The sequence below is a fragment of the Nitrosospira sp. Nsp18 genome (genome assembly GCF_900103145.1).
In the GTDB taxonomy this organism is placed as follows: Bacteria; Pseudomonadota; Gammaproteobacteria; order Burkholderiales; family Nitrosomonadaceae; genus Nitrosospira.
In genome coordinates, this window is record NZ_FMWY01000004.1 from 86,180 (window position 1) to 112,174 (window position 25,995).

The following is a 25,995-nucleotide window of genomic DNA, read 5'->3' on the forward strand; positions in this document are numbered from 1 at the left end:
ACTCCAGGGAGGTAATGAATGGCTTCAACGAATAAAGTTTTTATCAGCTTTGCGCTCAGGGATATCAAGGCGCACGACCGGCTCCTTGAGCAATTGAAAAAGGAGCAGACAACCTATTCTTTTGTGGAAATGCCCATCAAGCAATCATGGGAGCCATCCTGGAAGGAAGAGTGCCGTAAGATCGTGACCGATTGTGACGGAGTAATTGGCCTCATTACGAAAAACGTTATCAGGGCTGATGGTCAGCAATGGGAGTTGCGGTGCGCCTACGAGGGGAGGGTGCCCGTGCTGCTCATTCACGGCGACGATGATAAACTACCGGCAAAATTGCCTGAGCCAGTGGGCGAGCGGGAGATCGACGCTTGGACTTGGCCCATCATTTCAACATTCCTCAACAGGCTGTAAGCGCTATACCGCGTAGCCAGCCATAGCGAGTATGGGGCGGCATACAACAGTTCAGGCACTGCAAGCGAATCCATGGTTTTATTGCTCTCACCCGTGCATTGATTCATGTTGAAGCGTTTCTCCGCCCCTGCTAATAGTTGGCTATCGCACGTCGATGCGGGGAATACACCCCGAGCATTACTTCTTCATCATCTTTTCCCCCGAAAATTCAGGCTCAAGCGCAAACCTGATCGCCAGGCCGACTATTTAGCTACGCAACCGGACAAGTGTACAGTGGTACAGTTGCCTCGGGCAGGGAAGGACAACTCTAGCAGCCCTGCCGGACTTAAATGAAACCGGCTGCAAAAATTTTAGGATCATGGCCGGTCCATATTCCGCCGATTTTCGCTGATGTAACAACTATCGGCACTCGAAACCGCCCTCATCCAGTCACTTTTTCGCCTCGCATCTTCAAGTCCGGTAAGCTTCCGGATTTTTGCCTAAAATCTTCCCTACATTGGTGGCAATTCTTGCCATTCCGCGTTTTTGTGTCAATTTGCTGTCTCGTATTACAAAAACTGTGATCTGTGCCCTATTAGACTATTACACACCTGCCTCTAATGTGCCTTAACGCACGGATGGGATAAATGAAAAGCGAAATCATATGTTCGCGCATTGGGACAATTAGTGCTCGGTTTCGTGGCTCCGGTCTGATCGTCGGACTGGCTAGAATCTCTGATAGGAAACCACCTCAGCAGTTTTCATAGGAGAACAGGTATGAAACCAGAAGACGACGCCAGCGGGGCTGGAGAGACGAATGCCGTGGCAAGGCCGGCGGTCATGCCGCCAACAAACTGGCGCCGTGAGGAAGGCGCTCGTGACCGGCGGCGATTCCGGCATTGGCCGCGCTGCCGTCATCGCCTTTGCGCGTGAGGGCGCTGATGTCGCGATCAACTATCTCCCTGTTGAGGAGTCCGACGCTCGGGAGGTCGTGGAACTGATCCGGGCGGAAGGGCGAAAGGCGGTCGCGATCCCCGGCGATATCCGGGACGAGAATTTCTGCTCCAGGCTTGTCGCCAATGCCGTCCGGGAACTGAACGGACTGGACATCCTCGTCAACAATGCCGCAATGCGGGCCGCGCAACCGTCGATCGTCGATCTCACGAGCGAGCAGTTCGACTCGATATTCAAATGCAACGTCTATTCGATGTTCTGGATCACCAGGGCCACCATGCCGCACCTCAAGCCCGGCGCGGCAATTATCAATACGAGTTTGGTCGAGGCTTACACTCCATCCGAGGCGTTTCTCGATTACGCGCAGACGAAGGCGTGCATCGTTGCTTTCACAAAATCGCTGGCGAAGCAGGTAGCCGAGCAGGGTATACGGGTAAACGCGGTGGCGCCGGACCATTCTGGACCCCGATGCAAACGACTGGATGGGCAGATCTCAGCAGGTTCGGCAATGAGACCCCGCTTGGGCGTCCCGGCCAGCCGGCGGAGCTAGGTCCTCTGTACGTCTTCCTTGCGTCGCAGGAATCAAGCTACGCAACTGGACAGGTGTACGGCGCCTCCGGCGGAGAAGGACAACCCTAGCACCGGACATTATCGCCAGCTGGCGCTTTCCATAAATATCACGTATGGTAATTCCCGAAATTCTTATTGCAGCACGCGCAAAGCTGCGACACGTTGCTCGATCTTCTGCATCATTCTCTGGTAGGCCGGTGCATCAATTCCGCCGAAGCGTTGCTTGAACTCCATCTCAGACATGAATTCAGGCAAATCCGACCACAGAGGCATAAGATCCGCATCCTTGAGCCCTGAAACAACCTGACGTTGGAGCTGCTGTGCGGAAGCTTCGCTTATCACAGCCTTTTCCCCAAATTTCGTGCCTGCACGGTCCGCGGCAATATCGTTGAACGAGAAGCCGCTGCCATGCACAGAATCCTCGATCTCCTTATACAGCCCGATTGCGTCGGATAACATGGTGTCGGCATAGGCAGCAATAGCGGCAGAGGCCATGAAGTGTTTTGCAAAGTCATCACGTCCGTCGAGCGTAATGCTCTGAGGAACAGACCGAGGCCAGTTCGGTGCTTCTGGAAGAATCCGTTTCAAAGAGACGCCCAGTACGTGAAATGCCACGACCAGAATGACCGCGCGATTTTCCGCCAACGCGTCTCCGTTTACCGAGCGAGCCGCGGCAACGCGGACGAGTGGAGGCAGGATTTGGGATAGAGGCATTACTGCTTCATTGCATACGCTATTCGCGGCCAGGAGGGATTGATAATGAAGCAGGCGCTCGCGCTCCTGCTTATCAATGATCGAAGCCCGCATACCCTTGGAAAAACCGCCCGCCCAACGATAAACGATACCCAACTCGTTGCGCGATAACTTGACCCATTTCAGCAAGTCGAGCCCAGCTTTATATTCTGCGCTTTGCCGCAGCCAGTCCACGAACTGAAGCGCGAGTATCTGCGTAAGCACATCAGGCAGCATGAGTTTCCCTATCTGCACCGACTGGAGTTGCGGTTTTCCATCTTCCTCCATCACAGATGCCGCAAGATTTATATAGCCGTTAATTGGAATTATAGCCATAGGAAGGCTTAGCCGGATGACCGCGTTGCCGTCGGCGAGGATTACCTGCGCGCTGCCTTTTCCAAAACGATGTGCCAGGTAATTTGCAGCAAGATCAACATCAGAGGACGCTATGTTTGCGGCTGCAAGCATACCTGGTCTCACCCAGTAACGATGCGCGTCGATGATCTGTTTGGCGCGGCCTATATGCTCTGGCGTAAGAATGACCTGGCGGTCTATACGAGGATGATCTTCGATGGCGAGCGAGAACGCGGCTGCCAGTGCCAAAAGGACAATGGCCAGCAAGCTTATCGAAATAAGGAGAAGTTTGTGCATCAGGCAGGGGTTATATTTCGAGAGCTATCACTGAAATGCAAAGTCGAGCATCCAGGGCGAATGCCACCTATGTAGCGGTGCGGAAAACCGAAAATGGTAGCGCCTGAATGGCTTCAGGACTCGACTATCAAGTCCATATCTTACCAATATGGTCTATAGTACCCGCCCCAATAAAATGGGCTGCCATAATATCCATATCCGAAATATGGGTTAAAACCATAACCACCCATGCCTCTATAACCATACCCGTAAGGATCGTTTTGATATACCGGCCATAGATAAAGAGCTCGAGAAGTCAGCAATGGCAGCAGCACAGTTTTTTTCCCTATCATACGCTGGATATCGCCCTCAAGTTTTCCCGCCACCGTGATTTCCCGATCTTTTGCATAAACAGCGGGGTCAAGGAACTCGGTGCTTTTAATGACAAAACGCCCTTCTGCCGATTTGTTTAGCTGGGGCCGGCCGTAATAATTAAGGGGATAGGACAATACCTGTACAAGAGTGAAATTTTCTTCATTGTCTACATCGATTATGACCCCGCCCCAGCGGACGGATGTATCCTTGTACTGGTTTAGGTCCCGGTTTGCCTGGGGATAGGTAATATCTGCAACGGGCACATTCCTGACCGCGGACGGCAGCCCGACGCATGCGCTCAACAACATACAGAAGGATAATAGATATAATTTCATGGCCTTGTTCCCTTCAATTATAAAAGCACTTTCCGGAATGCGCGGTGACATCCACTTGGCGCCCCAAAATTTCTCCGAATATCGTTTACAGCATAGTTGAAAACTGGAAGAGTAATATTGACTTCACGAAAAATTCCCTAGCAGGTTGTTGGATTTGAAGAATCGCAGCGAAAATGAACCAGCTGGACGCCGTTGCAGCCGGTTTCTTTCAAGTCCCACAGGCTGCAACGAAGCGAGGGCTCTCTTAACGAAGCGGTGTGTTCATGTCTTCACCCTTTAAAAAGTCCACGAGCGCCTGGTTAACTTCCGCAGGCGCCTCATTTTGGACCCAATGGCTCGCATCCGGGATTCGATAAATCCGGAGGCGGGGCGCAACATCGCTGAGCCCATCCAGTAATTCAAGTCCCAGTGCGGGGTCAAGCTCTCCCCAGATCACCAGGGTTTCCGCGTTGATACGCCCATCTTGCGCGAACTTGCGCAAACCTCCAGGCACGTTTGCCCGGTAGTAATTAAGTGCGGCGGTAAGCGCCCCCGGCTGTGAGAGCGCTTCGATATAATGCTCGATATCCCGTTCGCCGAAAGTTCCTTTTCGTGCCGGGCGCAGTTGGAACATATCGCGTATTGCCTGATGGTTATTGGCTGAAAGCATAAGCTCGGGTAAGCGTGGCAGTAAAAAAAAGAGCACATACCAGCTCCTGAGCATTTGTGGCAGATGTCGCACTTTTTCGAGATAAATTTTCGGGTGGGGCGCATTAAGGATAACAAGCTTGTCCACCAGCTCGGGGTATCGGTCTGCGAACGACCACGCGATAATACCGCCCCAGTCGTGCCCGACGATATGGGCTCGGGGGTAGCCGGTTGCATGCACCAGAGCAGCGATGTCTGCAACAAGGCGATCTAATTTATAAGCATCTCGCTCCGCCGGACGTCCTGAAAGATTATATCCCCGCATATCCGGCACCAGTACCGAAAAGCCCGCGGCAGCCAGGACCGGGATCTGCTGCAGCCAGGAGCGCCAATTTTCGGGGAAGCCATGGAGCAAAATGACTGCCGGCCCCTTTCCGGCGGCGACAACATGAAGATCTATGCCATCGCCCGCCATGCGTTCGTGACGAAGCTCTATTTCTTCCATGGAGTAGCCTCGATCAAGTTCGGCGTAGGTTGGCGATGAAACGCAACATATCCCAATGACGATGACAGTGACGATGACGTTGGCGCGCGGTAGCATTCACAATAACAATAGGAACAGACAAGAAAAGAGGCGCAATTTCACAATATCGATAAGCATCGATTTTTATTTCGAGCTAAACCAGATGTCTCCATACCAGGCGGTTGCAATTGTGCCTGTATTGTCCGTGTCGGTCATGATTGCCACGGCATCCACGGGGCCAGGCTCTTCGCCAAAAGCCTGTCGGTAATCGGAAAGAACATCGCGGCGCTCCTCAACCCATCGGCCGGCCCGCTTAGAGCCCGATTCTACTGCGATCATGTATGCATTACCCGTAAACGCGTTAGGCCAGCTACTACCGACCGGCCGCTTGCTTGACCATACATAGTTAATGGCGCGGGTCCGCCAAAACGTCATGCCGCCGGAAAAGATGACATAGACGCGTGCTGGGTAATCGTCGCCCGCACGAGTGCGCTCATCCGCCCCCGCCAGTATGTCGCCGATCTGCCATGTCCAGTTAAGGATGGGCGTCTTGCCGAGTTCGATGCTCATCTCGCGATAAAGCCCGGAAGCGGTGGCACTGCTCTGCGCTTGCAGGGCAGTTCGCCCGTTTTCATTCGTCACGGCATAACGGGTCAGACCTGAAAATATTTTCGGTTTCCAGCCTGTCAGGTCACCGCGCGAGAAACGCGCGATATCCACCCGTTCATTCCCTGCCAATGACGGGATCGGCAAAAATGCGAATACCGAAGCCAGCATAGCCATTTGAATATATTTAAGCGTCTTCTCGAAAATGGGTGTGAACCTGCGATGAATTATGATCGTACCCCCTATCAACAACATCGATTTTTCCGCATAGCGCGTAAGGGTTTACTTATCGTTGAGCCTGGTCCAGCCCTTGACATCACCCAGCCGGACAGGGGTTGAGCGCTGATAACGAGAAGCTCACATTGCAACCAGGTTAACCTGCTTGAACGTCAAGGGCGTTCATTTTTTTTCTTATTTGCGCTACTCTCTCGCCTCACGCACATCCTTCGCCTCTCCCTCGCAGCTATACATGCTGGAATCCAGCTCCAAAAGATGGGAATGGGGGTAAGGGGAAAGCGGGTTAAGGAACTCATTCCCGTCATCGGAATCGAATTCGAAGATAATTAACTGTTCAACGGTTGGTCAGAAATGGTGCATTGCTTGACTCGCTGGTTACCTTCTGGTTGATTCAGCTGGTTAAGTCTTGGTCCTCCAGTTCGGGATACGCTGATTTTCCTTCAGGTGATCTAATCTATCCGTGCTGTAGCGAACCGAACAAAAAGATGAGGCCGAAGAGTGGAAAAAAGTGGTGGAAAAAATCTCTGTGGATCATGTCGCCAATGGAAAATGAGTAAAAAAATGAGCGGCTGAGTGGGCGGATTCAGGTTTAAAGCAATGTCGCGGCCATGTATCCAGGTGTACACTTTCTGGTTTGTTCTTTACTATATTGAGGCAATTCATACCCGAGGTTGAATATGAATCTGAACGCAAAAAAAGGCATAATGCCCGTCCAGTCCGCTTCTGAAGTTCCAAAATTACGCATGATGCCAAAATTGCTTTTCCCGAGAACGCCCGTTCTTTCTGGCGATAATGTCGCTGCAAAACGTGAGGAGATACGCGAATATTTTCACGCCACGCTCGATCGCTACGAGCAGCTTTTTGAGACATTGCAGGGCGATGAAGCCTATTTCAAAAAACCGATTCCGTTGCGTCATCCGCTAGTCTTCTACCTGGGCCATACGTCTACTTTTTTTACAAACAAGCTGCTGCTCGCGGGACTTATTACGCAACGGATCAATCCCAGGTTGGAATCCATGTTCGCGGTCGGCGTCGACGAAATGAGTTGGGATGACCTGAATACGGCCCATTACGACTGGCCGTCCGTCGAAGAAGTTCGAGCTTACCGCCATACGGTGCGTAATGTCGTGGACCGGCTTATAAGGGACACGCCGCTTAGCTTGCCAATAGGCTGGGATAACCCCTGGTGGACCATTATGATGTGCATCGAGCACGAGCTCATCCATCTTGAGACGTCATCCGTACTCATCCGTCAGCATGCAATTGAACATGTCAAGCCTCATCCAGCATGGGAACCTTGCCGGAAGTCCGGCACGGCGCCCCAAAACCGGCTCATCAATGTGACTTCGGGCACCGTGCGTCTCGGTAAAGACAAAGCCGATCCCACCTATGGATGGGATAATGAGTATGGCAGTCATGTAGCGGAAGTTGCGGCTTTTAAAGCAGGGAAATATTTGGTAAGCAACCAGGAGTTCCTTGCCTTCGTCCAGGCAAACGGCTACGGCACCGAAAGTTTCTGGGAAGAAGAAGGCCGTGCCTGGCGATGTCATGCTCGCGCGGAATACCCCCTTTTCTGGATCAGGCAAGGCGCCGAGTGGCGATTGCGCCTGATGACCGAAGAGATACCCATGCCTTGGGATTGGCCGGCTGAAGTGAATTATCATGAAGCAAAGGCGTTTTGTAACTGGAAAGCGGCAACAAGCGGTCAACCGTACCGGTTGCCGACGGAAGATGAATGGTATCGCCTTTACGATATGGCAGGGGTATCCGAACTTCTACCTGCTGAACCTGCGCCGGCCAATATTCATCTCGATCATTTTGCATCCGCTCACCCGGTCAATGAATTTCCTCAGGGAGATTTCTACGATATTGTCGGTAACGTCTGGCAATGGACTGAAACCCCCATCTATCCATTTGAAGGTTTTGATATTCATCCGCATTACGATGATTTCACCACGCCCACATTCGATGGGCGGCACAATCTCATGAAGGGCGGCTCCTGGATTTCATGTGGGGATGAATCGCGGAAGAGCGCTCGCTATGCGTTTCGGCGTCATTTTTTTCAGCATGCCGGATTTCGCTACGTGGTTAGCGATGCGCCTGCCGTGCAGCATGACTCTCACTATGAAACCGACAAGCTCCTCTCCGAGTATGCGGAATTTCATTATGGCGATACCTACTTCGGGGTGCCTAATTTTTCGAAGGCACTTGCCAAGCTGGCTATTGCCGCCATGGGTAATAAACCGTCCCGCAAAGCACTCGACCTCGGCTGCGCTTCCGGACGTTCGACTTTTGAGCTGGCGCGGCACTTCGATGAGGTAACCGGTATCGATTTCTCCGCCCGCTTCATCGGACAAGGCGTCCAGCTTGCTGCGCAGGGTATGTTGCGCTATACGCTAACGGATGAGGGCGATCTCGTTCTCTATAGAGAGCGTACGCTGACTGGCCTTGGCCTGGATGACATGAAGCATAAGGTGACGTTCTACCAGGGCGACGCCTGTAACCTCAAGCCTATCTTTACCGGTTACGATCTCATCCTTGCAGCCAACCTCATCGATCGTCTTTACGATCCGGCCAAACTGCTCACAACCATTCACACACGGCTCAACCCAAGGGGTCTTTTGCTGATCGCTTCGCCGTATACCTGGCTGGAGGAACATACCAAGCGGGATGCATGGATTGGGGGATTCAAGCGGGATGGTGAAAGTTTTACCACGCTTGACGGTCTGAAAAAGATCCTGGGCAGCCATTTCAAACTGATTCAAGATCCACAGGACGTACCATTCGTAATTCGGGAAACCCGGCGGAAATTCCAGCATACGGTCTCGCAAGCGACGATCTGGGAGAGAATTGATTGAGCGGCAGCAATATTCCCGCCCCTGATTTCGATATTGAAATAGAAAGGGGCGGTACCGCCAGTTTGAAATATGAAGCACGCCAGAGTATGTTTGGTGCAGCGGACGTCGTTCCCCTATGGGTGGCGGATATGGATTTCGCAGCACCGGCGGCAGTGACCCAGGCCCTTTCGCGGCGTGCCGTCCACCCCATATACGGCTATACCGTCTACCCGGAAAGCCTGTATGAATCCTTGATAGGCTGGTTGAAGCAACGTCATGGTTGGGAAGTACGCCGCGACTGGATCATGATGTGTCCCGGTGTGGTCCCCTCGCTACATGCAGCTGTAATGGCTTTCGCCTCGGCGGGCGAGTCGGTTATCGTGCAACCGCCGGTTTATTTTCCTTTTTTTTCGGCGGTTACCGGCACCGGCCGACAACTGATACATAATCCGTTGCGCCTCAGGAACGGTCGCTACGACATCGACTATGACCACCTGGAGCAATGCGCGGAGAAAGCCCGCCTGTTGTTGATATGCTCCCCACATAATCCGGTCGGCAGGGTATGGAGCAGGCAGGAACTGCAGCGAATTCTGCAAATTGCCGAGAAATACGATCTGGTGATATTCTCGGATGAGATTCACGCCGATTTGGTCTATCCTGGAAATCAGCACCATACGCTGTCGATGCTGGCGGAAGCGGCACCCGGAAAAGGGAACAATATTGTGACTGCTACCGCGCCCAGCAAGACATTCAACATCCCCGGGATGAATCTTTCCGCGCTTGTTGTGCCCGATCCGCAGCGCCGCAAGGAACTCACGCAAATATTCGATACGATGCACGTTAGTGCATCCAATCCTTTCAGTATCACTGCTTTCGAGGCTGCCTATCGAGAAGGCGGGGCATGGCTGGACGCGTTACTTGTTTATCTTCAGGAAACCCGCGATTTCGTCGCGGCATATCTGGCAAAGCATCTTCCGGAAATTCGTCTCATCAGACCGGAGGGAACGTATCTACTCTGGCTCGATTGTCGTGCACTAATGGCTGCATTGGATATAGACAATGCACAGCTCAGGCATTTCTTCGTGCACGAAGCTGGCGTGGGCATGAGTCCCGGTACGCTTTTCGGCGAGGCCGGAAGCGGCTTCATGCGCATGAATATTGGCGCCCCGCGCCGCATCATTGAAGCAGCCCTTGAAAATATCAGGAAAGCACGACATAGCGTTGAGCCTGGATCGGTTCCAGCCTGACGCATTTCTAGAAATCCGTATTTTCAATACCGCAGCATTTACGCTACGACCCTTACCCAGCATCCCTCATAGCCATGCGAATGCAGGGTGCGCGCTTGTATCAGAAGTTTGCGGGAAGCTCCCCCTTGCTGGTACAGCCTTCTACTTCCGTTAGTATTTGACAGAAGCGTTGCGCTGTTCCATTAGAGTTATAGGTTTTATTGCCGTGCTCCGGCTATAGTTTTTTATTTGGGATATATCTTGCCGACAGTAGTAGTTAATACCGCGAATCCGGCAGCAAACATCCGTAGCGGCTGGATCGCGGCTTTCTTAAGCATGTGCATCTGGACCGGCTTCATCCTGGTTACGCGTTTGGGCGGCACCGGCACGCTGACAAGCTGGGACATCGCGGCGCTGCGTTTTGGTGTCGGCGCCTCCATCGCGGTCTTTTTTTTGCCACGGATTCTGCTGCCGCCATTCAAGGTGATCGTGCTGTTCTCGCTGTTCGGCGGCATAGGTTATGCTGTTGTTGTGTACGCTGCGTTCCGTATGACGCCGGCTGCTCATGCTTCTGTGCTATTGCCCGGCGCTTTGCCTTTTTTGACGGCGATCATTGCATGGTTATGGCTTGGATTGAGACCATTGAGAAAACGCCATATCGCGCTGGTCATTGTCTTTTCGGGGATCGTATTGATTGCCGTAGACTCGTTTTCTCGCGGGCCGAAACTCACCCATACTCAAATTCTTGGCGACCTGCTTTTACTATGCGGTTCATCATCCTGGGCCGTCTTCACGCTGCTGCTCAGCCGCTATCCGATAAGGCCTCTTGCCGCGACGGTGGCGACTACGCTGGGTAGCGCGTTAGTCTACCTGCCCATCTGGTGGTTGTTCCTGCCCAGTACGCTTGAGCAAGCACCTGTCGGCGAAATCGCCGTTCAGGCAATATATCAGGGCGTAGTAGTGGTGTTTCTGGCAATGCTGCTTTATACCTTCGCGGTAAGCCGCCTCGGTTCCCAAACAGTGGCTTTGCTGATGGCTTTTGTGCCTGTCGTATCGGCGCTGGCTGCTGTGCCTCTTCTGGGCGAGCCTCTGTCCCTGCTGGCGCTTGCGGGATTAGCTGCGGTCACCGCTGGTGCCATCCTTGGAGCACGGGAGAATCATGAAACAGAACCAGGATTTGAATGTAGGTAACATAACAACTTCGATAAGGCATAATCCGCTTGATCCCAACGAAGCTGATCCCAACCAAGGGCCTCCAGTCCATCAGGATCCCCCGTAGGGGATCGGAAATCGTCACCGATTGAATGGAATAAAGGCCGATGTTGAGGAACTGTATTGGCGACAGCAACGGGAGCGCTGCGTATCGCCCATAAAAACGATGAGCAAGGTTGCGTAGCGGCAACCCTGTTTTTTGAGTAAAGAAAATTTTTGGTCCATTACACCAGATTGACGACGCCACACTCCAAGTCTTTGCCGATTTTGCCTGGTGGCCACTTACCCGGCACGCCGCCGCTCACCCTGCCGTCCGCCTGGATTACAAGCGTTGAATCACAGCTTTACCAGGAAGAAAATGTCCTGGCCTGGCTTGAAACGGATCTTGATACCCAACTGTATTTTGTATCCGGCCTGGTCGTTGTTACCAATAAACGCCTGTTGGCTACATCAGGCAGGGATACAACCTGGCAGGAATGGCCTTATCGCCCCGGCCTGACGCTGGCGCGCTACGATCATGCCGGTATTGGCAGCCTTGAGCTTCTTGACGAGAATTCACTGCTTGCTCACTGGCGCTACACGCTTGGAGCGGATACTGCAGCCGGACGTTTGATCGAGAGCTTCAACCTGCAACTCAACCATCAACTTACCGGCGAGGTACCGTCGGTACCTGCTCAGGCTTTCTGCTCAAAATGCCTGAGGGCGCTTGATACACCCCTATTGCCGGGGCAGGAAGAGTGCGAGGTCTGCAGCAGGGAAACCGAAACGCCGCCGTCGACCTGGACACTGTTCCGCTTGTGGCGCTTTGCCAAACCTTATAAAGGGCGATTGCTTGCCGGGTTCTTGCTGACGTTGGGCAGCACCGCTGCAACGATGGTGCCGCCCTACCTGACCATGCCGCTAATGGATAATATTCTGATTCCCTATCAGAACGGCAAGCCCATCGATATTGATCTTGTCATATTTTATCTGGCCGGCCTGCTGGGCGCCGCAGTTCTGGCATGGGTATTGGGCTGGTCGCGAACGTATATGCTGGCGCTCGTTTCAGAGCGTATCGGCGCCGACCTGCGCACTGCCACCTACGAGCATCTCCTCAAACTCTCGCATGCCTACTTCGGCGGAAAGCGTACTGGCGATCTGATGGCGCGCATTGGCTCGGAGACCGATCGCCTCAACGTTTTCATGTCGCTACACCTGCTTGATTTTTTTACCGACGTATTGATGATCGGCATGACTGTGGCCGTCCTGGTTTCAATCAACCCCTGGCTGGCGCTGGTAACGCTAATGCCTCTGCCGATTATCGCCTGGCTGATCCATTTGGTGCGTGACAGGCTGCGCACGGGATTCGAAAAAGTCGACCGCGCCTGGGCCGAGGTCACGAGTGTGCTTGCCGATACCATTCCCGGCGTACGCGTCGTGAAGGCGTTTGCGCAGGAGAAACGCGAAGCGGCACGCTTCCGCTCGGCAAACGATCGTAATCTGGAGGTCAACGACAGGGTCAACAAGGTCTGGTCATTGTTCACGCCGACCGTGACGCTATTAACCGAAGTCGGTCTGCTCGTGGTGTGGGTGTTCGGCATCTGGCAGATATCCAGGGACGAAATCACGGTGGGCGTGCTTACCGCTTTTCTTGCCTACATCAGCCGTTTCTATATGCGGCTGGACTCGATGAGCCGTATTGTCTCGTTTACGCAGAAAGCAGCGGCCGGCACCAAGCGTATCTTCGAAATCCTCGATCATATTTCCAGCGTGCCCGACCCTGCGCATCCCGTACATCTGCCTATCGTCGAGGGTCGTATCGAGTTATGCAACGTCGGATTCCGTTATGGCACCCGCACTGTGACACATGACATCAGCCTCACCATCGCGCCGGGCGAAATGATCGGCCTCGTGGGGCACAGCGGCTCAGGCAAGAGCACGCTTGTCAATCTGATCTGTCGATTTTACGATGTTACCGAAGGCGCAATTTTGCTCGACGGTGTAGATATTCGCTCCTTGCCGGTCGCCGAATACCGCCGGCACATCGGACTCGTGCTTCAAGAGCCGTTCCTGTTTTTTGGAACCATCGCCGAGAATATTGCCTACGGCAAACCGGACGCTGGCCTGGAGGAGGTGGTTGCCGCAGCCCGCGCAGCGCATGCCCATGAGTTCATCCTGCGCCTGCCGCATGGCTACGATTCCCTGGTCGGCGAGCGAGGCCAGACTCTCTCAGGGGGAGAGCGGCAGCGCATCTCGATTGCTCGTGCCCTGCTCATCGATCCGCGTATTCTGATTCTCGACGAGGCCACTTCTTCTGTCGATACAACAACCGAGAAAGAAATCCAGAAAGCGCTCGAAAATCTGGTGCGGGGCCGCACGACTATTGCGATTGCCCATCGTCTCTCTACGCTACGCGATGCTAACCGGCTCATCGTGCTTGACCGCGGCAGCATCGTCGAGGTCGGCAGCCACGACGAACTTATGTCACGAAAAGGCCATTACTACGGCCTCTACGAGGCTCAGGCGCGCAACATCGATACCGAGGATGACTTGCGCAGGCCGAATGTCGACCGCAAAGCTGAGGGTGGCCGAGAATGAGCGGCAAACCTGATTATCTGTTAAGCCGTAACACGTTCGGGCGGCTGGTGTTTGTCGCGAACGATGGGAAGGTGCAGGAAGGCGTAGTCCCAGTACGAGCGTTCCCTATTACCGCGCCCGAGCGAGACATCGCCCTGATCGATTCGCATGGCCGCGAACTCGCCTGGATTGAAAAATTAAGCGATGTGCCGGACGAGATGCGTAAACTCGTGGAAGCGGATCTTGCCGCGCGGGAGTTCATGCCGGAAATCAAGCTCATACACGAGGTTTCGAGTTTTGCTACGCCGAGTACCTGGTATGTGGAAACGGATCGGGGCAAAACCGCTTTCATCCTCAAGGGTGAGGAATACATTCGCAGGCTCAAGCCACCTTCTCTGCTGATTATGGACAGTCAGGGCATCCATTTTCTGATCCGCGACCGTTTCGCTCTGGACCATCACAGCCGCAAGATTCTGGACCGCTTCCTTTAGCCCAGGCTACGAAGGAGATGTGTCATGAAAATGCTGATGCAGTTTGGAACCATTCGCCCCAGCATGTTTGAACTGAGATTTCCCATTGATTTCCCATGGGGGCATCTCGGTTCATCCGTCGATTTTACGTCGTTGTTCTTTTCATGTTGCCCCGTTTCGGCCGGGCAGGCTCTTTATGGAATTGTCGCTGACAGGAGACATGCGATATTTTTATTTCATCAATAGGTTAGTATCAATTTGAATATAAACCGTCGGTAAATAGTGACGCCAATCTTTCCTTTGGCGACAGCAACATATTGTTTAATAAGATTAATTAAAACTGGTATGATGATTGCTCTATTCTTTGTCGGTTTCCGGCCTGTAGCAGCCAATAATCGCGGAATAATCAGGTGTCAAAAACGATAGGTAAATTGACGAGACTTTTTCACTTTAGAAGTGCCGATCACAAAACGAACATAGCAAAATCGAGTGCTCCAAAACGTTTGTCAGGCCGATACGCCACGAGATAGCGGCATCAGCTACCAATAACCTGAGTCATCAAACAGGACAGCCTGCTACCGTACAGGCTGCCTTGAGCTGAGCGAGAGCGTCGGGATAAACGACCGATGATCTGAAACCTTTTTGCAGCAGACTGTTGTTGAATCTAAGTCCGGCAGTTGACCGTCCATTCTCCAGCCCATTTTCAAACTGAGCGCTAGCGCTATAACCGAAAAGAATTTTTTGTACCCTGTGAGCTTCACCTTGTGAGCATACTCCAACCATTCTAACTGCCGGATTTAGCCCGAAGCACGCAGCAGAGCTGACTGCTTAGCTGTAAACCGATTCCCGTCAGCAGCGTTAGTCCAGTTTTAACTTACTCTTTCGAGAACCCTATTTTATGCTGGCGTACGCGGATACAAATACCGATTGTGCAAACAGGGATATCAAATTTCTTGAGGTTCACCACCTGAACGGGCCTAACATCTGGACGCTTCGCCCGGTGCTGGAAGCCATTGTTGATATCGGAGATCTCGAGGATTTTCCGTCAAATACCATCCCCGGTTTTTACGAACGCCTCTATTCCTGGCTCCCTTCGCTGATTGAGCACCGCTGCAGCTATGGAGAGCGCGGTGGATTTCTGCGCCGACTGAAGGACGGTACCTGGGCAGGCCACATTCTCGAGCATATTACGCTTGAACTGCAAAACCTGGCGGGTATGCCCGGCGGCTTTGGCAGAGCCAGAGAGACTTCATTGCGCGGCGTTTATAAGGTGGCTGTCAGTGCGTGGCATGAGAATATCGCGCGTAGCGCGCTGTCAGAGGCACGTGAATTGGTATTGGCGGCCATGGGATATCTGCAACCCGCGAACCCGCCCTATAACGTCAAGGATTCCATCGAGCGCCTGAGCAACATGGTGGATTCACTCTGGCTGGGCCCATCGACCGCCTGTATCGTCGAGGCCGCCGCCATCCGCAATATTCCCGCCATCCGCCTTCTGGCCAAGGGCAACCTCGTGCAACTCGGCTATGGTGCTCGAAGCCAGCGTATATGGACAGCCGAGACCGACCTCACTCCGGCCATTGCCGAAAGCATCTCGCGGGATAAGGACCTGACCAAGGTGTTGCTTCAATCCTGCGGTGTTTCAGTCCCTGACGGCCGTAGTGTTCATAGTGCGGAAGACGCATGGGCAGCCGCACAGGACATAGGTCTGCCGGTCGTGGTCAAGCCCAGTGACGGCAACCATGGACGTGGTGTCTTTATTGAGCTTAGCAGGCAGGAAGAAGTCGAGTCCGCTTATCGCGCTGCTTCGGAAGAAGGTGACGGCGTATTGGTCGAACGTTATGTTCCGGGTACGGAACACCGCTTGCTGGTGGTTGGCGGACGCCTGGTGGCCGCTAGCCGAGGTGATTCGGTCTCAGTGACCGGCGACGGTAAATCAACCATTGGCGAGCTGATAGACCACCAGATCAATTCAGATCCGCGCCGGGGGACAAGCGAGGACCATCCCTTGAATCCTGTCAGCATCGATGGCGTAACGACAATGGAAATTGCGCGCCAGGGCTTCACCATCAATTCAATGCCACAGGCCGGTCTCGAAGTTCTGATTCAGCGTAACGGTAATCACGCTTTTGATGTTACTGACGAAGTACATCCCAGCATCGCTGCGGCTGCTTCACTTGCGGCCCGCATTGTCGGGCTGGATATTGCCGGCATCGATCTCGTTGCCAGGGATATTTCCCGACCCCTCGCCGAACAGGGAGGGGCGATTGTCGAGGTCAATGCCGGACCTGGTTTGCTGATGCACATCAAACCCGTCATTGGCACGCCGCGTCCCGTTGGCGAAGCTATTGTCGACCATCTCTTCCCTAACCAGGGAGACGGCCGGGTTCCGGTCGTAGGTATTACTGGCAGCTATGGTAAAACTACAGTAGCGCACCTTGTCGCTCATCTACTCGCCTTGTCTGGCAAACATACGGGACTGGCATGCAGCGATGGGTTTTATCTCGACCGCAGGCAAGTCTACAAGGGCGATCACGCCAGATGGAAGACGGCTAACAACATCCTGATGAATCGTTCGATAGAAGCTGCGGTTTTTGAAAACGGCAGCGATAGCATTCTGGGTGAGGGCTTGGCCTACGATGGATGTCATGTGGGCGTCATTACCAATGTCGAGCTACAGCGGCACTATGGACGGCACTATATCGAAACCGCCAGGCAGGTTTTCGATATACTGCGCACTCAAGTAGATGTGGTGTTGCCCACGGGTGCGGCGATTCTCAACGCCAGGGAGGCAATACTGGTTGAAATGGCTGCGCTGTGCAACGGCGAGGTCATTTACTTCAGCCTCGATCCTGAATTACCCGTAATCAGAAAGCACTGTTTAGCCGCTGCGGCGGAGATAAAAGGCACACAGGGTAAGCGGGCGGTGATAGTTCGAGATGGGAAAATTCTGCTCGTTACCGGTTCCAGTGAGTTGTCGCTGGGAAAAGTAGCGGACATTCCGCTTACCCGGGGTGGTTATGCCGTTCTGGAGGTAGAAAATGTTCTGGCTGCAGTGGGCGCTGCCTGGGCGCTCGGTATCGAGCCCGCTCTCATACGTGCCGGGATTGAAAATTTCGCTGCCGCTCAATAAAACATGGAAATCAGATGCATATCCGCAACGCATCCGGATGAGCAAGAAGCACCAGGAGAACTTTCAATGAAAGTATCGTCTATCCGCGCATTGCGTGGGCCTAATTTGTGGAGTCGCCACACAGCCATAGAAGCAATAGTTTCTTGCGGTGAAACTGAATCTCTCGTGGAAAACAGAGACTTCCTGATCCGGTTGCGTGACCGATTTCCGCAAATCGATTTGCTCCAACCAGTATTCCTGGCTGAAGCGGGAATCATGGCGCATGCGCTTGGGCGCGCTGCGCTCGGCCTGCAAGCACAGGCCGGCTGTCCGGTGACCTTCAGTAAGACTACTCGCACGCTGGAAGCCCGCATTTATCAAGTCATTGTCGAGTACAGCGAAGAATCGGTAGGCAGGCTTGCTCTCGAATTTGCGCAAACCTTATGTCATGCCGCGATTGAGGATACTTTCTTCGACGTCGCCAATGCCGTTAATCGCCTTCATGAATTGTATGAAGAGATACGTTTCGGGCCGAGTACGGGCGCGATCGTCCGTGCGGCTGTTGCACGCGGTATTCCTTTTCGCCGGCTGACCGATGGCAGTATGGTCCAGTTTGGCTGGGGCAGCCGCCAGCGCCGTATCCAGGCTGCGGAGACGGGCCGGACCAGCCTCGTGGCGGAATCCATTGCACAGGATAAGGAGCTGACCAGAACGTTGCTGAGCAGTGCCGGTATTCCGATCGCGGCAGGCAGACCGGTAGCGAATGCGGAAGATGCCTGGGTGGCTGCTTGTGAAATAGGCGGCCCGGTTGTCGTCAAGCCGCGGGATGGCAATCAGGGCAGGGGAGTAGGCGTGAACCTGACCAGCCGGGAGCAGGTGGACGCTGCCTACGCGGTAGCGGCTGAGATCAGCGGTGAAGTCCTGGTTGAGCGTTGCATTCCCGGTAATGATTACCGCATGCTGGTGGTCGGCAATAAGTTGATTGCGGCTGCGCGGCGTGATCCGCCCCAGGTTGTCGGCGACGGCATGCACAGCATCAGTCAATTGGTTGAGCAGATAAATAGTGATCCGCGACGTGGTGAAGGTCATGCGAACGCACTGACAAAAATTCATTTTGACGAAATTACGGTTGCCCAACTGGCTACCAAGGGTATGGCTCCGGAATCCGTGCCTTCCAGAGGCGAACGCGTTGTGCTGCGCAATAACGCCAACCTTTCCACCGGGGGAACGGCCACCGATGTCACCGATGATGTTCATCCCGAGCTTGCGGCGCGCGTGGAAGCCGCTGCTCGAATGGTAGGTCTTGATATTTGTGGCGTGGATATTGTCTGCGATAGTGTGTCGAATCCGCTGGAAGAGCACGGCGCGGTTGTCGAGATCAATGCCGTGCCAGGCCTTCGCATGCATTTGCAACCTTCATTCGGTACAGGGCGTGCTATAGGGGAGGCGATTATTGCCAATATGTTCAAAGACGGGGATGACGCGCGCATCCCCGTTGTGGCGGTAACGGGAACCAACGGCAAGACCACCACCGTCCGCCTGATTGCCAATATCCTCGAATGCCAGGGCATGCGCGTCGGCATGACCAGTACTGACGGTGTTTATGTTGAAGGTCAGCGCATCGATACGGGCGACTGCAGTGGCCCTAAGAGTGCAAAGAAAGTTCTTCTTCACCCCGATGTCGATGCGGCGGTATTCGAGACGGCGCGGGGCGGCCTGCTGCGTGAGGGGCTGGGCTTCGATCGTTGTCATGTGGCTGTGGTGACCAATATCGGTGGAGGCGATCATCTTGGCCTTTCCCACGTCAACACGGTGGAGGATTTAACTGCCGTCAAACGCATCGTCGTTCAAAATGTTACACCAGGTACCGGCGTCGCCGTGCTCAACGCGGCTGATCCCTTGGTGGCAAGCATGGCGGTCCACTGCCCGGGTTCGGTCACATTTTTCGCCCGTGATCCCCGCAATCCCGTGATAGTGAAACATCGGGCGCAAGGCAAGCGTGTCATTTATCTCGACGGGGGTTCTATCGTCGCTTCGGAAGCGGGTGCTGAGCACCGCCTGACGCTGGCGGGAATTCCTCTCACGCAGAACGGGGCCATCGCTTTCCAGATCGAAAACGCAATGGCCGCCACTGGAGCGGGCTGGGCGCTTGGCCTCGACTGGGAAGTCATACGTGTCGGTTTAGCCAGTTTTGTCAGCGACACGCAAACCGCACCGGGCCGTTTCAATCTCTTCAATCACCGGGGCGCCACGCTTATTGCTGACTACGGTCACAATGCGGATGCCATCCGGGCGCTTGTGCTCGCCATCGATAAGATGCCTGCCAAGAGACGCTCGGTCGTGATTAGCGGCGCGGGTGATCGTCGCGACGAGGATATTCGTCAACAGACCAAGATCCTCGGTGATGCTTTTGACGAGGTGGTGCTTTATCAGGACAAGTGTCAAAGAGGCCGCGCCGATGGGGAAGTGCTGAGCCTGTTGCGGCAAGGTCTGAAGAATGCGAAGCGGGCCCGCGACGTTAAGGAGATTCGCGGCGAGTTTGTGGCGATCGATACTGCCTTTGCCAACCTGAAAGCCGGAGAGTTATGCCTTATTCTCATCGACCAGGTGGATGAAGCACTCGGGTATATTACCCAGCGTGTGGTTGCCGGTTGACAAGCGGCGCTGGCGTAACCGATTGCGCTCGAGAGCAGAGCTACTGAGCCGCAGATATAATACTGTTATCAGCCTGTAACACGCCAACGCGCCCGTATAACTGATCAAATGCCACCGATCAGGGTCAGACAGGCGGGCAGTTGATATCGTCTCTCGGCAACTGAGTACAGATTGCAATCCGCCGAGGTTACCCATAAACTGAATTAGCGTTGAGATTGCTGCGCTGAGACCGCTCAGTAACTGTTTTTATTGCTCACCCCACAAGGAGAAAAATCATGTCAGGAGATAGTATCTATCGAATTACAGAGATAATCGGAACCAGCCAGACTTCTTGGGAGGATGCAGCCAGAAATGCCGTCGAGACGGCGTCAAAAACATTGCGAGACCTGAGGGTTGCAGAAATAGTAAAGCTGGATATGGTAATTGAGGATGGCAAGGTGGTTGCGTATCGCGCAAGAGTGAATCTGTCTTTCAAGTATGAAACCGAAAGCAAGTAATTGTTATTGGGCGAAGCCTGGATTACTCAGACATTCCCGATGCAAAAAAGGCGCTGATCGCGCCTTTTTTGTTTTAACTGCGTTGATGAGATCAAGCTTATACGGCAGAGGCGGCTTCTTCCTCAAACTGAAGTTTCACCTTGTTATCGGTACCGATATCCACCGTCACTTTGCCACCGTTGGCAAGCCGTCCGAATAATAGCTCATCCGCCAACGCGCTGCGAATAGTGTCCTGAATGAGCCGGGCCATGGGGCGGGCGCCCATGAGAGGATCAGCGCCGTTTTTGGCGAGGTATTCTCTCAGCGCATCGGTAAATATCGCTTCGACTTTCTTCTCGTGCAGCTGCGTTTCAAGCTGCATCAGGAATTTATCCACCACACGCAGAATCACGTCCCTATCCAGGGATGCGAAGGATATGATCGCATCCAGCCGGTTGCGGAACTCAGGCGTAAACATGCGTTTGATATCGGCCATCTCATCGCCTGCCTGCGCACCGGTGGTGAAGCCCATGGACGATTTGCTGAGCGCTTCGGCGCCCGCATTCGTGGTCATGATAATTACCACGTTGCGGAAATCCGCCTTGCGGCCATTATTGTCGGTCAACGTGCCGTGATCCATCACCTGCAGCAGGATATTAAAAATATCCGGATGCGCCTTCTCGATTTCATCCAGTAGCAGTACCGAGTATGGCTGCTTGATGATGGCCTCGGTAAGCAAACCGCCCTGGTCGAAACCCACATATCCGGGCGGCGCGCCGATCAGGCGTGAAACGGCATGCCGCTCCATGTATTCAGACATGTCGAAGCGGTGCAAATGAATGCCCAACGCATAAGCCAGCTGCCGCGCGACTTCGGTTTTGCCAACGCCGGTAGGGCCGGAAAAAAGAAATGAGCCAACGGGCTTTTGTGGATTGCCCAAGCCGCTTCTTGCCATCTTTATCGCCGCTGTCAGCGCATTGATGGCCTTGTCCTGACCAAATACCACCGCTTTCAGATCTCGATCCAGCACTTTTAGCGTGCTTCGGTCATCGCTGGAGACATTTTGTGCCGGGATGCGCGCGATTTTAGCAATGATACTTTCGATCTCATGTTTGCTGATTACCTTGCGCTGCTTCGACTTCGGCAAAATGCGCTGTGCTGCGCCGGCTTCGTCGATGACATCTATCGCCTTGTCCGGCAAATGCCGGTCGTTAATGAAGCGCGCCGATAATTCTGCTGCGGTGGTAAGCGCAATGGCCGTATATTTGACACCATGGTGCGCTTCATAGCGGGCTTTCAGGCCGCGTAATATCGAGACTGTTTCTTCCACGCTGGGTTCGAGTACGTCGATTTTCTGGAAGCGACGCGATAGGGCATGATCTTTTTCGAAAATTCCCCGATATTCGCTGTAAGTCGTCGCACCGATACATTTCAGCTGACCGGTATTAAGTATTGGTTTAAGAAGATTGGAAGCGTCCAGCGTACCGCCGGAAGCGGCCCCCGCACCGATCAACGTATGAATCTCATCAATGAAAAGAATGGCGTTGGAACTGTCGAGTAACTGTTTCAACACCGCCTTCAGGCGCTGTTCGAAGTCCCCCCGGTATTTCGTCCCGGCCAACAGTGCGCCCATATCCAGCGCATAAACCTGATGATGCGCAAGAATTTCCGGAACGTCATTTTCGATAATCCGCCTTGCAAGCCCCTCAGCGATAGCGGTCTTGCCGACGCCCGCTTCACCCACCAGCAACGGATTATTTTTGCGGCGGCGGCATAGCGTCTGTATCAGGCGTTCCAGCTCCCGCTCACGTCCAATCAACGGATCGATCTTGCCGGCCAGCGCGAGTGAGTTGAGATTTACCGCGTAACTTTCCAGTGCGCCGCCCGCACTCATTTCCTGCTCCGCATCGCCTTCGCTGTCGGATTTCGCGGGACTTCCCTGGGATACCTTGCTGATGCCATGAGAAATATAATTCACTACATCGAGACGGGTGATGCCTTTCTGATGAAGAAAATAAACTGCGTGGGAATCCTTCTCTCCAAATATCGCTACCAGCACGTTGGCGCCGGTGACTTCTTTTTTCCCGGAAGACTGGACATGCAGGATTGCGCGCTGGATCACACGCTGAAAACCTAGCGTTGGCTGTGTATCCACTTCGCCGCTGCCGCCCACGGTAGGTGTGTTCTCCGTAACGTGCTCTGTCAGCAGTCGACGCAAATCGTCCATATCCACCGAGCAGGCGCGCAGCACTTCCGCGGCGGTCGGATTGTCGAGCAGAGCCAATAACAAGTGCTCGACCGTTATGAACTCATGCCGCTTCTGTCGCGACTCGACAAACGCCATGTGTAAACTTACTTCCAACTCTTGGGCAATCATTTTACGTCTCCTCCATCACGCACCTTAGCGGATGTTGATGCTGCCTCGCAAATGCGACCACCTGCTCAACTTTGGTGGTAGCTACATCATTGGGATAAACTCCACATATTCCCGCTCCATCCATATGTACTTTGAGCATGATTTGGGTTGCCTGTTCTCGATTCTTTGAAAAAAAAAGTCTGCAACACGGCCACCACGAAATCCATAGGCGTGAAATCATCATTCAGTAAAATCACCTTGAACATTGGCGGTGGTTTGAGTTTACTCTTTTTAGCCTCCAGTACAACATCTCCATGATTCCCTGCTTTCATGTCTCCAGTCTCGCTATTCATCAGTTAGAGCGAAATGGGCAAGTCTCTGCCTCTTGATATAATATTTGACGATTACACCGAAATATTCAAGTACCTTCAGAAAATTATTCTATTGCATTTCTATAAAATAAGTAGATTGAGCACTTGACTTGAATACTAGAGTTGCGTAAAACTGCTCTTGGCGTTTGGCTTCAAGTTCTCTGCAGTACCGGTTACAGCCGTTTTGCGGTCTTGAAACTCAAACAGTGTTCGGGTTTCCGGCCCGGTTTTTTTATTATATAGGAAGCAAAAATGGCAACTGGTACAGTAAAGTGGTTCAACGACTCAAAAGGTTTTGGTTTCATTACACCGGATGATGGTAGCGAAGATCTATTCGCTCACTTCTCCGCGATCAATATGTCCGGATTCAAAACTCTTAAAGAAGGTCAAAAAGTAAGTTTTGAGGTTACTCAAGGTCCGAAGGGCAAACAAGCTTCAAATATTCAGTCTGCTTGACGTTTGACGATTCCAGACTGACGTGGTTAGCCGCGATCATGCTGTAATCCAATACAAAATTATATAAAGCCCCTTGCCGGAAATCGGCAAGGGGCTTTTTTAATCATGAGCTATGCCGGCATGTGCTCAATCAGCGCCCGTCCGAACCCCGAACACGAAACCTTCTGCGCATGATTCATCTGACGCGCAAAGTCATAAGTCACGATTTTATCCTGGATCGTTTTTTCAATCGCCTCGATAATCAGGTCCGCCGCCTCCATCCAGCCCATGTGCCTTAGCATCATCTCAGCGGATAGTATGATGGACCCCGGATTAACCTGATCCTTGCCAGCATATTTCGGCGCAGTGCCATGCGTTGCCTCGAAAATTGCAATCGAATCGCTGAGGTTCGCCCCGGGGGCTATGCCGATACCACCGACCTGCGCCGCCAACGCGTCAGAAATATAGTCGCCGTTCAGGTTCAGCGTGGCGATTACATCGTATTCCTCCGGACGCAGCAAAATCTGTTGCAAAAAAGCATCCGCGATCACGTCCTTGATTATGACGCCTCCCTTGTCCTCCGGCAGCTTCATCCACGGGCCGCCGTCGAGCAGGCGGGCGTTGAATTCTCTGGAAGCTAGTTCATAGCCCCAATTTTTGAAGGCGCCCTCGGTGTATTTCATTATATTACCCTTGTGCACCAGTGTCACAGAGGGGCGCTTGTTGTCGATTGCGTACTGTATTGCCTTGCGTACCAGTCGCTCGGTGCCCTCCCTGGAAACGGGCTTGATACCGATTCCCGATGTTTGGGGAAAGCGTATTTTGGTTACATCCATTTCCGCCGTTAAAAAATTAATTATCTTTTTCGCTTTTTCCGACTGGGCTTCCCATTCAATACCGGCATAAATGTCTTCCGAATTTTCACGGAAAATTATCATATCGGTTTTTTCAGGATTCTTTAACGGGCTGGGTACCCCCTGAAAATAGCGTACAGGACGCAGGCATAGATATAAATCAAGTTCCTGCCGCAAAGCGACGTTGATGGAGCGAATACCCCCGCCTACCGGAGTGGTTAGCGGTCCCTTGATGGAAACCACATATTCCGCCGCGGCTTGCAGTGTTTCCTCGGGCAGCCAGACGTTTTCACCATAAATACGAGTGGCTTTTTCGCCAGCATAAATCTCCATCCAGTTAATCTTGCGCTTGCCGCCATAAGCGCGACTCACCGCGGCATCCACCACGTCCTTCATTACCGGCGTTATATCCACGCCGATACCATCGCCTTCTATATAGGGAATAACGGGGTTATCCGGCACACTCAGGGAAAAATCAGCGTTTACGCAGATTTTTTTGCCTTCGGCTGGCGTCTTGATGTGCTGGTACATGGTTTCTCCAATATGAGTGTTTCGGTGGTCGTAGTGGTTAGCAGTGAGTCTGTCGTAAACGGTAAACAGTAAACTGGTCAAACCCCTACATTTTACCCGGGTTTGGAAGAGAAGCGCTAACATGCTTTGTTCCACCTGGAGCTGGAATCGAATTACCGGGCGAATGTGACAAAGCGTACGGATTGCAGCGCCGGATTGCCCGCGTTATCTCGGCTGGATATATTAACGACAGGGGTAGCTCGACTTTACGGAAAACGGTTTACCGGAAAAATCGGTTAACAGCTATATTTTTGAACCTGTACAAAAGAACCTATACAAAAGAACCTGTACAAAAAAAGCGAGGCTGGCCTCGGGGAGGAGCCTTATCCCACTTATTGTTTCTTTCCCGTCTGCAGGGCGCTAGAATGCCGGGTGCGATATCTCCTTGTACTCTATTTTTCCAATAAGCGAAGTTTAAAGATTATGATCTGGAAACCCAACGTCACGGTTGCAGCAGTCATCGAAAGAGAAGGAAAGTACCTGCTCGTCGAGGAACAAACTGGTGGCGGTTTACTGTTCAATCAGCCGGCGGGCCATCTGGAGCCGGGCGAATCGATCATTCACGGCGCAATTCGGGAAACCCTTGAGGAAACGGGCTACACTTTTGCCCCACAATCGGTACTGGGTATCTATCACTGGCACTCCGAGGCGGAGAATATTACCTTTATTCGGTTTGCTTTTAACGGTTCCGTCGTCGATTTTGATCCGGATCGAGCATTAGACACGGGTATAGTGCGCGCGGGGTGGTTCGGAATCGAGGAAATCCGCGAGACGACCTATTGCCATCGCAGTCCGTTAGTAATGAAATGCATCGAAGACCATGTAGCGGGAAAGCATTATCCACTGGAAATCCTTTCACACGCGTACGCGTCCGACTGCCGGGTTTAGGTTT

18 protein-coding genes and 2 pseudogenes are annotated in these 25,995 nt (G+C 53.1%); 13 read left to right on the forward strand and 7 right to left on the reverse strand.

What is annotated here, in order from left to right; genetic code table 11:
• Window positions 1–18: 18 nt before the first annotated feature.
• Together BLS94_RS02970 and BLS94_RS02975 are read left to right on the forward strand one after the other, a co-directional pair.
• Complete coding sequence (locus tag BLS94_RS02970; protein WP_072767233.1) at window positions 19–405, forward strand: alpha/beta fold hydrolase domain-containing protein; 387 nt, start codon at window positions 19–21, stop codon at window positions 403–405.
• Window positions 406–1,201: 796 nt separating this feature from the next.
• Window positions 1,202–1,977, forward strand: a pseudogene (locus BLS94_RS02975) (SDR family oxidoreductase).
• 63 nt (window positions 1,978–2,040) lie between these two features.
• On the opposite strand, the gene BLS94_RS02980 reads toward BLS94_RS02975, so the two are convergent.
• The 4 genes from BLS94_RS02980 to BLS94_RS02995 form a co-directional block, all read right to left on the reverse strand.
• Window positions 2,041–3,291 (reverse strand): YfiM family lipoprotein, encoded by a 1,251-nt coding sequence (locus tag BLS94_RS02980; protein ID WP_072767232.1) that lies wholly within the window; start codon window positions 3,289–3,291, stop codon window positions 2,041–2,043.
• A gap of 140 nt (window positions 3,292–3,431) precedes the next feature.
• Window positions 3,432–3,980 carry a Slp family lipoprotein gene (locus BLS94_RS02985; protein ID WP_072767317.1) on the reverse strand — a complete coding sequence of 183 codons (549 nt, stop codon included), beginning with the start codon at window positions 3,978–3,980 and terminating at the stop codon, window positions 3,432–3,434.
• Between the two features lie 244 nt (window positions 3,981–4,224).
• Window positions 4,225–5,208 (reverse strand): alpha/beta fold hydrolase, encoded by a 984-nt coding sequence (locus BLS94_RS02990; protein ID WP_218124727.1) that lies wholly within the window; start codon window positions 5,206–5,208, stop codon window positions 4,225–4,227.
• 66 nt (window positions 5,209–5,274) lie between these two features.
• Window positions 5,275–5,991, reverse strand: coding sequence for a DUF3047 domain-containing protein (locus tag BLS94_RS02995; RefSeq protein ID WP_256325261.1), 717 nt, complete (start codon window positions 5,989–5,991; stop codon window positions 5,275–5,277).
• Between the two features lie 728 nt (window positions 5,992–6,719).
• Between BLS94_RS02995 and ovoA the strand changes: the two genes are divergently transcribed.
• From ovoA to BLS94_RS03040, 9 genes are all read left to right on the forward strand, one after another.
• A complete protein-coding gene (gene ovoA, locus BLS94_RS03000; protein WP_256325268.1) occupies window positions 6,720–8,831 on the forward strand; it encodes a 5-histidylcysteine sulfoxide synthase in 2,112 nt (703 codons plus the stop codon).
• Window positions 8,828–10,057: a MalY/PatB family protein gene (locus tag BLS94_RS03005; protein WP_256325262.1), complete on the forward strand. Its 1,230-nt coding sequence runs from the start codon at window positions 8,828–8,830 to the stop codon at window positions 10,055–10,057. Before ovoA ends, BLS94_RS03005 begins: the two co-directional genes overlap by 4 nt.
• A 240-nt stretch (window positions 10,058–10,297) precedes the next feature.
• Window positions 10,298–11,227 carry a DMT family transporter gene (locus tag BLS94_RS03010; RefSeq protein ID WP_256325263.1) on the forward strand — a complete coding sequence of 310 codons (930 nt, stop codon included), beginning with the start codon at window positions 10,298–10,300 and terminating at the stop codon, window positions 11,225–11,227.
• A 288-nt stretch (window positions 11,228–11,515) separates the two neighbouring features.
• Window positions 11,516–13,825 (forward strand): cyanophycin metabolism-associated ABC transporter, encoded by a 2,310-nt coding sequence (locus tag BLS94_RS03015; protein WP_090957743.1) that lies wholly within the window; start codon window positions 11,516–11,518, stop codon window positions 13,823–13,825.
• The gene (locus BLS94_RS03020; protein ID WP_072767230.1) at window positions 13,822–14,295 is read left to right on the forward strand and encodes a cyanophycin metabolism-associated DUF1854 family protein; all 474 of its coding nucleotides are present in this window, start codon (window positions 13,822–13,824) and stop codon (window positions 14,293–14,295) included. Before BLS94_RS03015 ends, BLS94_RS03020 begins: the two co-directional genes overlap by 4 nt.
• A 24-nt stretch (window positions 14,296–14,319) precedes the next feature.
• Complete coding sequence (locus tag BLS94_RS03025) at window positions 14,320–14,520, forward strand: hypothetical protein (protein WP_090957709.1); 201 nt, start codon at window positions 14,320–14,322, stop codon at window positions 14,518–14,520.
• Window positions 14,521–15,172: 652 nt separating this feature from the next.
• The gene (gene cphA, locus BLS94_RS03030) at window positions 15,173–17,407 is read left to right on the forward strand and encodes a cyanophycin synthetase (RefSeq protein ID WP_090957710.1); all 2,235 of its coding nucleotides are present in this window, start codon (window positions 15,173–15,175) and stop codon (window positions 17,405–17,407) included.
• 66 nt (window positions 17,408–17,473) lie between these two features.
• Window positions 17,474–20,041, forward strand: coding sequence for a cyanophycin synthetase (gene cphA / locus BLS94_RS03035; RefSeq protein ID WP_090957744.1), 2,568 nt, complete (start codon window positions 17,474–17,476; stop codon window positions 20,039–20,041).
• A 275-nt stretch (window positions 20,042–20,316) separates the two neighbouring features.
• A complete protein-coding gene (locus tag BLS94_RS03040; protein ID WP_090957711.1) occupies window positions 20,317–20,538 on the forward strand; it encodes a dodecin family protein in 222 nt (73 codons plus the stop codon).
• 97 nt (window positions 20,539–20,635) lie between these two features.
• On the opposite strand, the gene clpA is transcribed toward BLS94_RS03040, so the two are convergent.
• Both clpA and clpS read right to left on the reverse strand, forming a co-directional pair.
• Window positions 20,636–22,894 (reverse strand): ATP-dependent Clp protease ATP-binding subunit ClpA, encoded by a 2,259-nt coding sequence (gene clpA / locus BLS94_RS03045; RefSeq protein WP_072767225.1) that lies wholly within the window; start codon window positions 22,892–22,894, stop codon window positions 20,636–20,638.
• Window position 22,895: 1 nt separating this feature from the next.
• Window positions 22,896–23,205 (reverse strand): annotated as a pseudogene (gene clpS / locus BLS94_RS03050) (ATP-dependent Clp protease adapter ClpS).
• Window positions 23,206–23,496: 291 nt separating this feature from the next.
• Between clpS and BLS94_RS03055 the strand changes: the two are divergent.
• Complete coding sequence (locus tag BLS94_RS03055) at window positions 23,497–23,700, forward strand: cold-shock protein (protein ID WP_004174375.1); 204 nt, start codon at window positions 23,497–23,499, stop codon at window positions 23,698–23,700.
• Between the two features lie 110 nt (window positions 23,701–23,810).
• On the opposite strand, the gene icd is transcribed toward BLS94_RS03055, so the two are convergent.
• The gene (gene icd, locus BLS94_RS03060; RefSeq protein ID WP_072767223.1) at window positions 23,811–25,064 is read right to left on the reverse strand and encodes an NADP-dependent isocitrate dehydrogenase; all 1,254 of its coding nucleotides are present in this window, start codon (window positions 25,062–25,064) and stop codon (window positions 23,811–23,813) included.
• A gap of 462 nt (window positions 25,065–25,526) precedes the next feature.
• On the opposite strand from icd, the gene BLS94_RS03065 reads away from it, so the two are divergent.
• The gene (locus tag BLS94_RS03065; protein ID WP_072767222.1) at window positions 25,527–25,991 is read left to right on the forward strand and encodes an NUDIX hydrolase; all 465 of its coding nucleotides are present in this window, start codon (window positions 25,527–25,529) and stop codon (window positions 25,989–25,991) included.
• Window positions 25,992–25,995 lie beyond the last annotated feature (4 nt).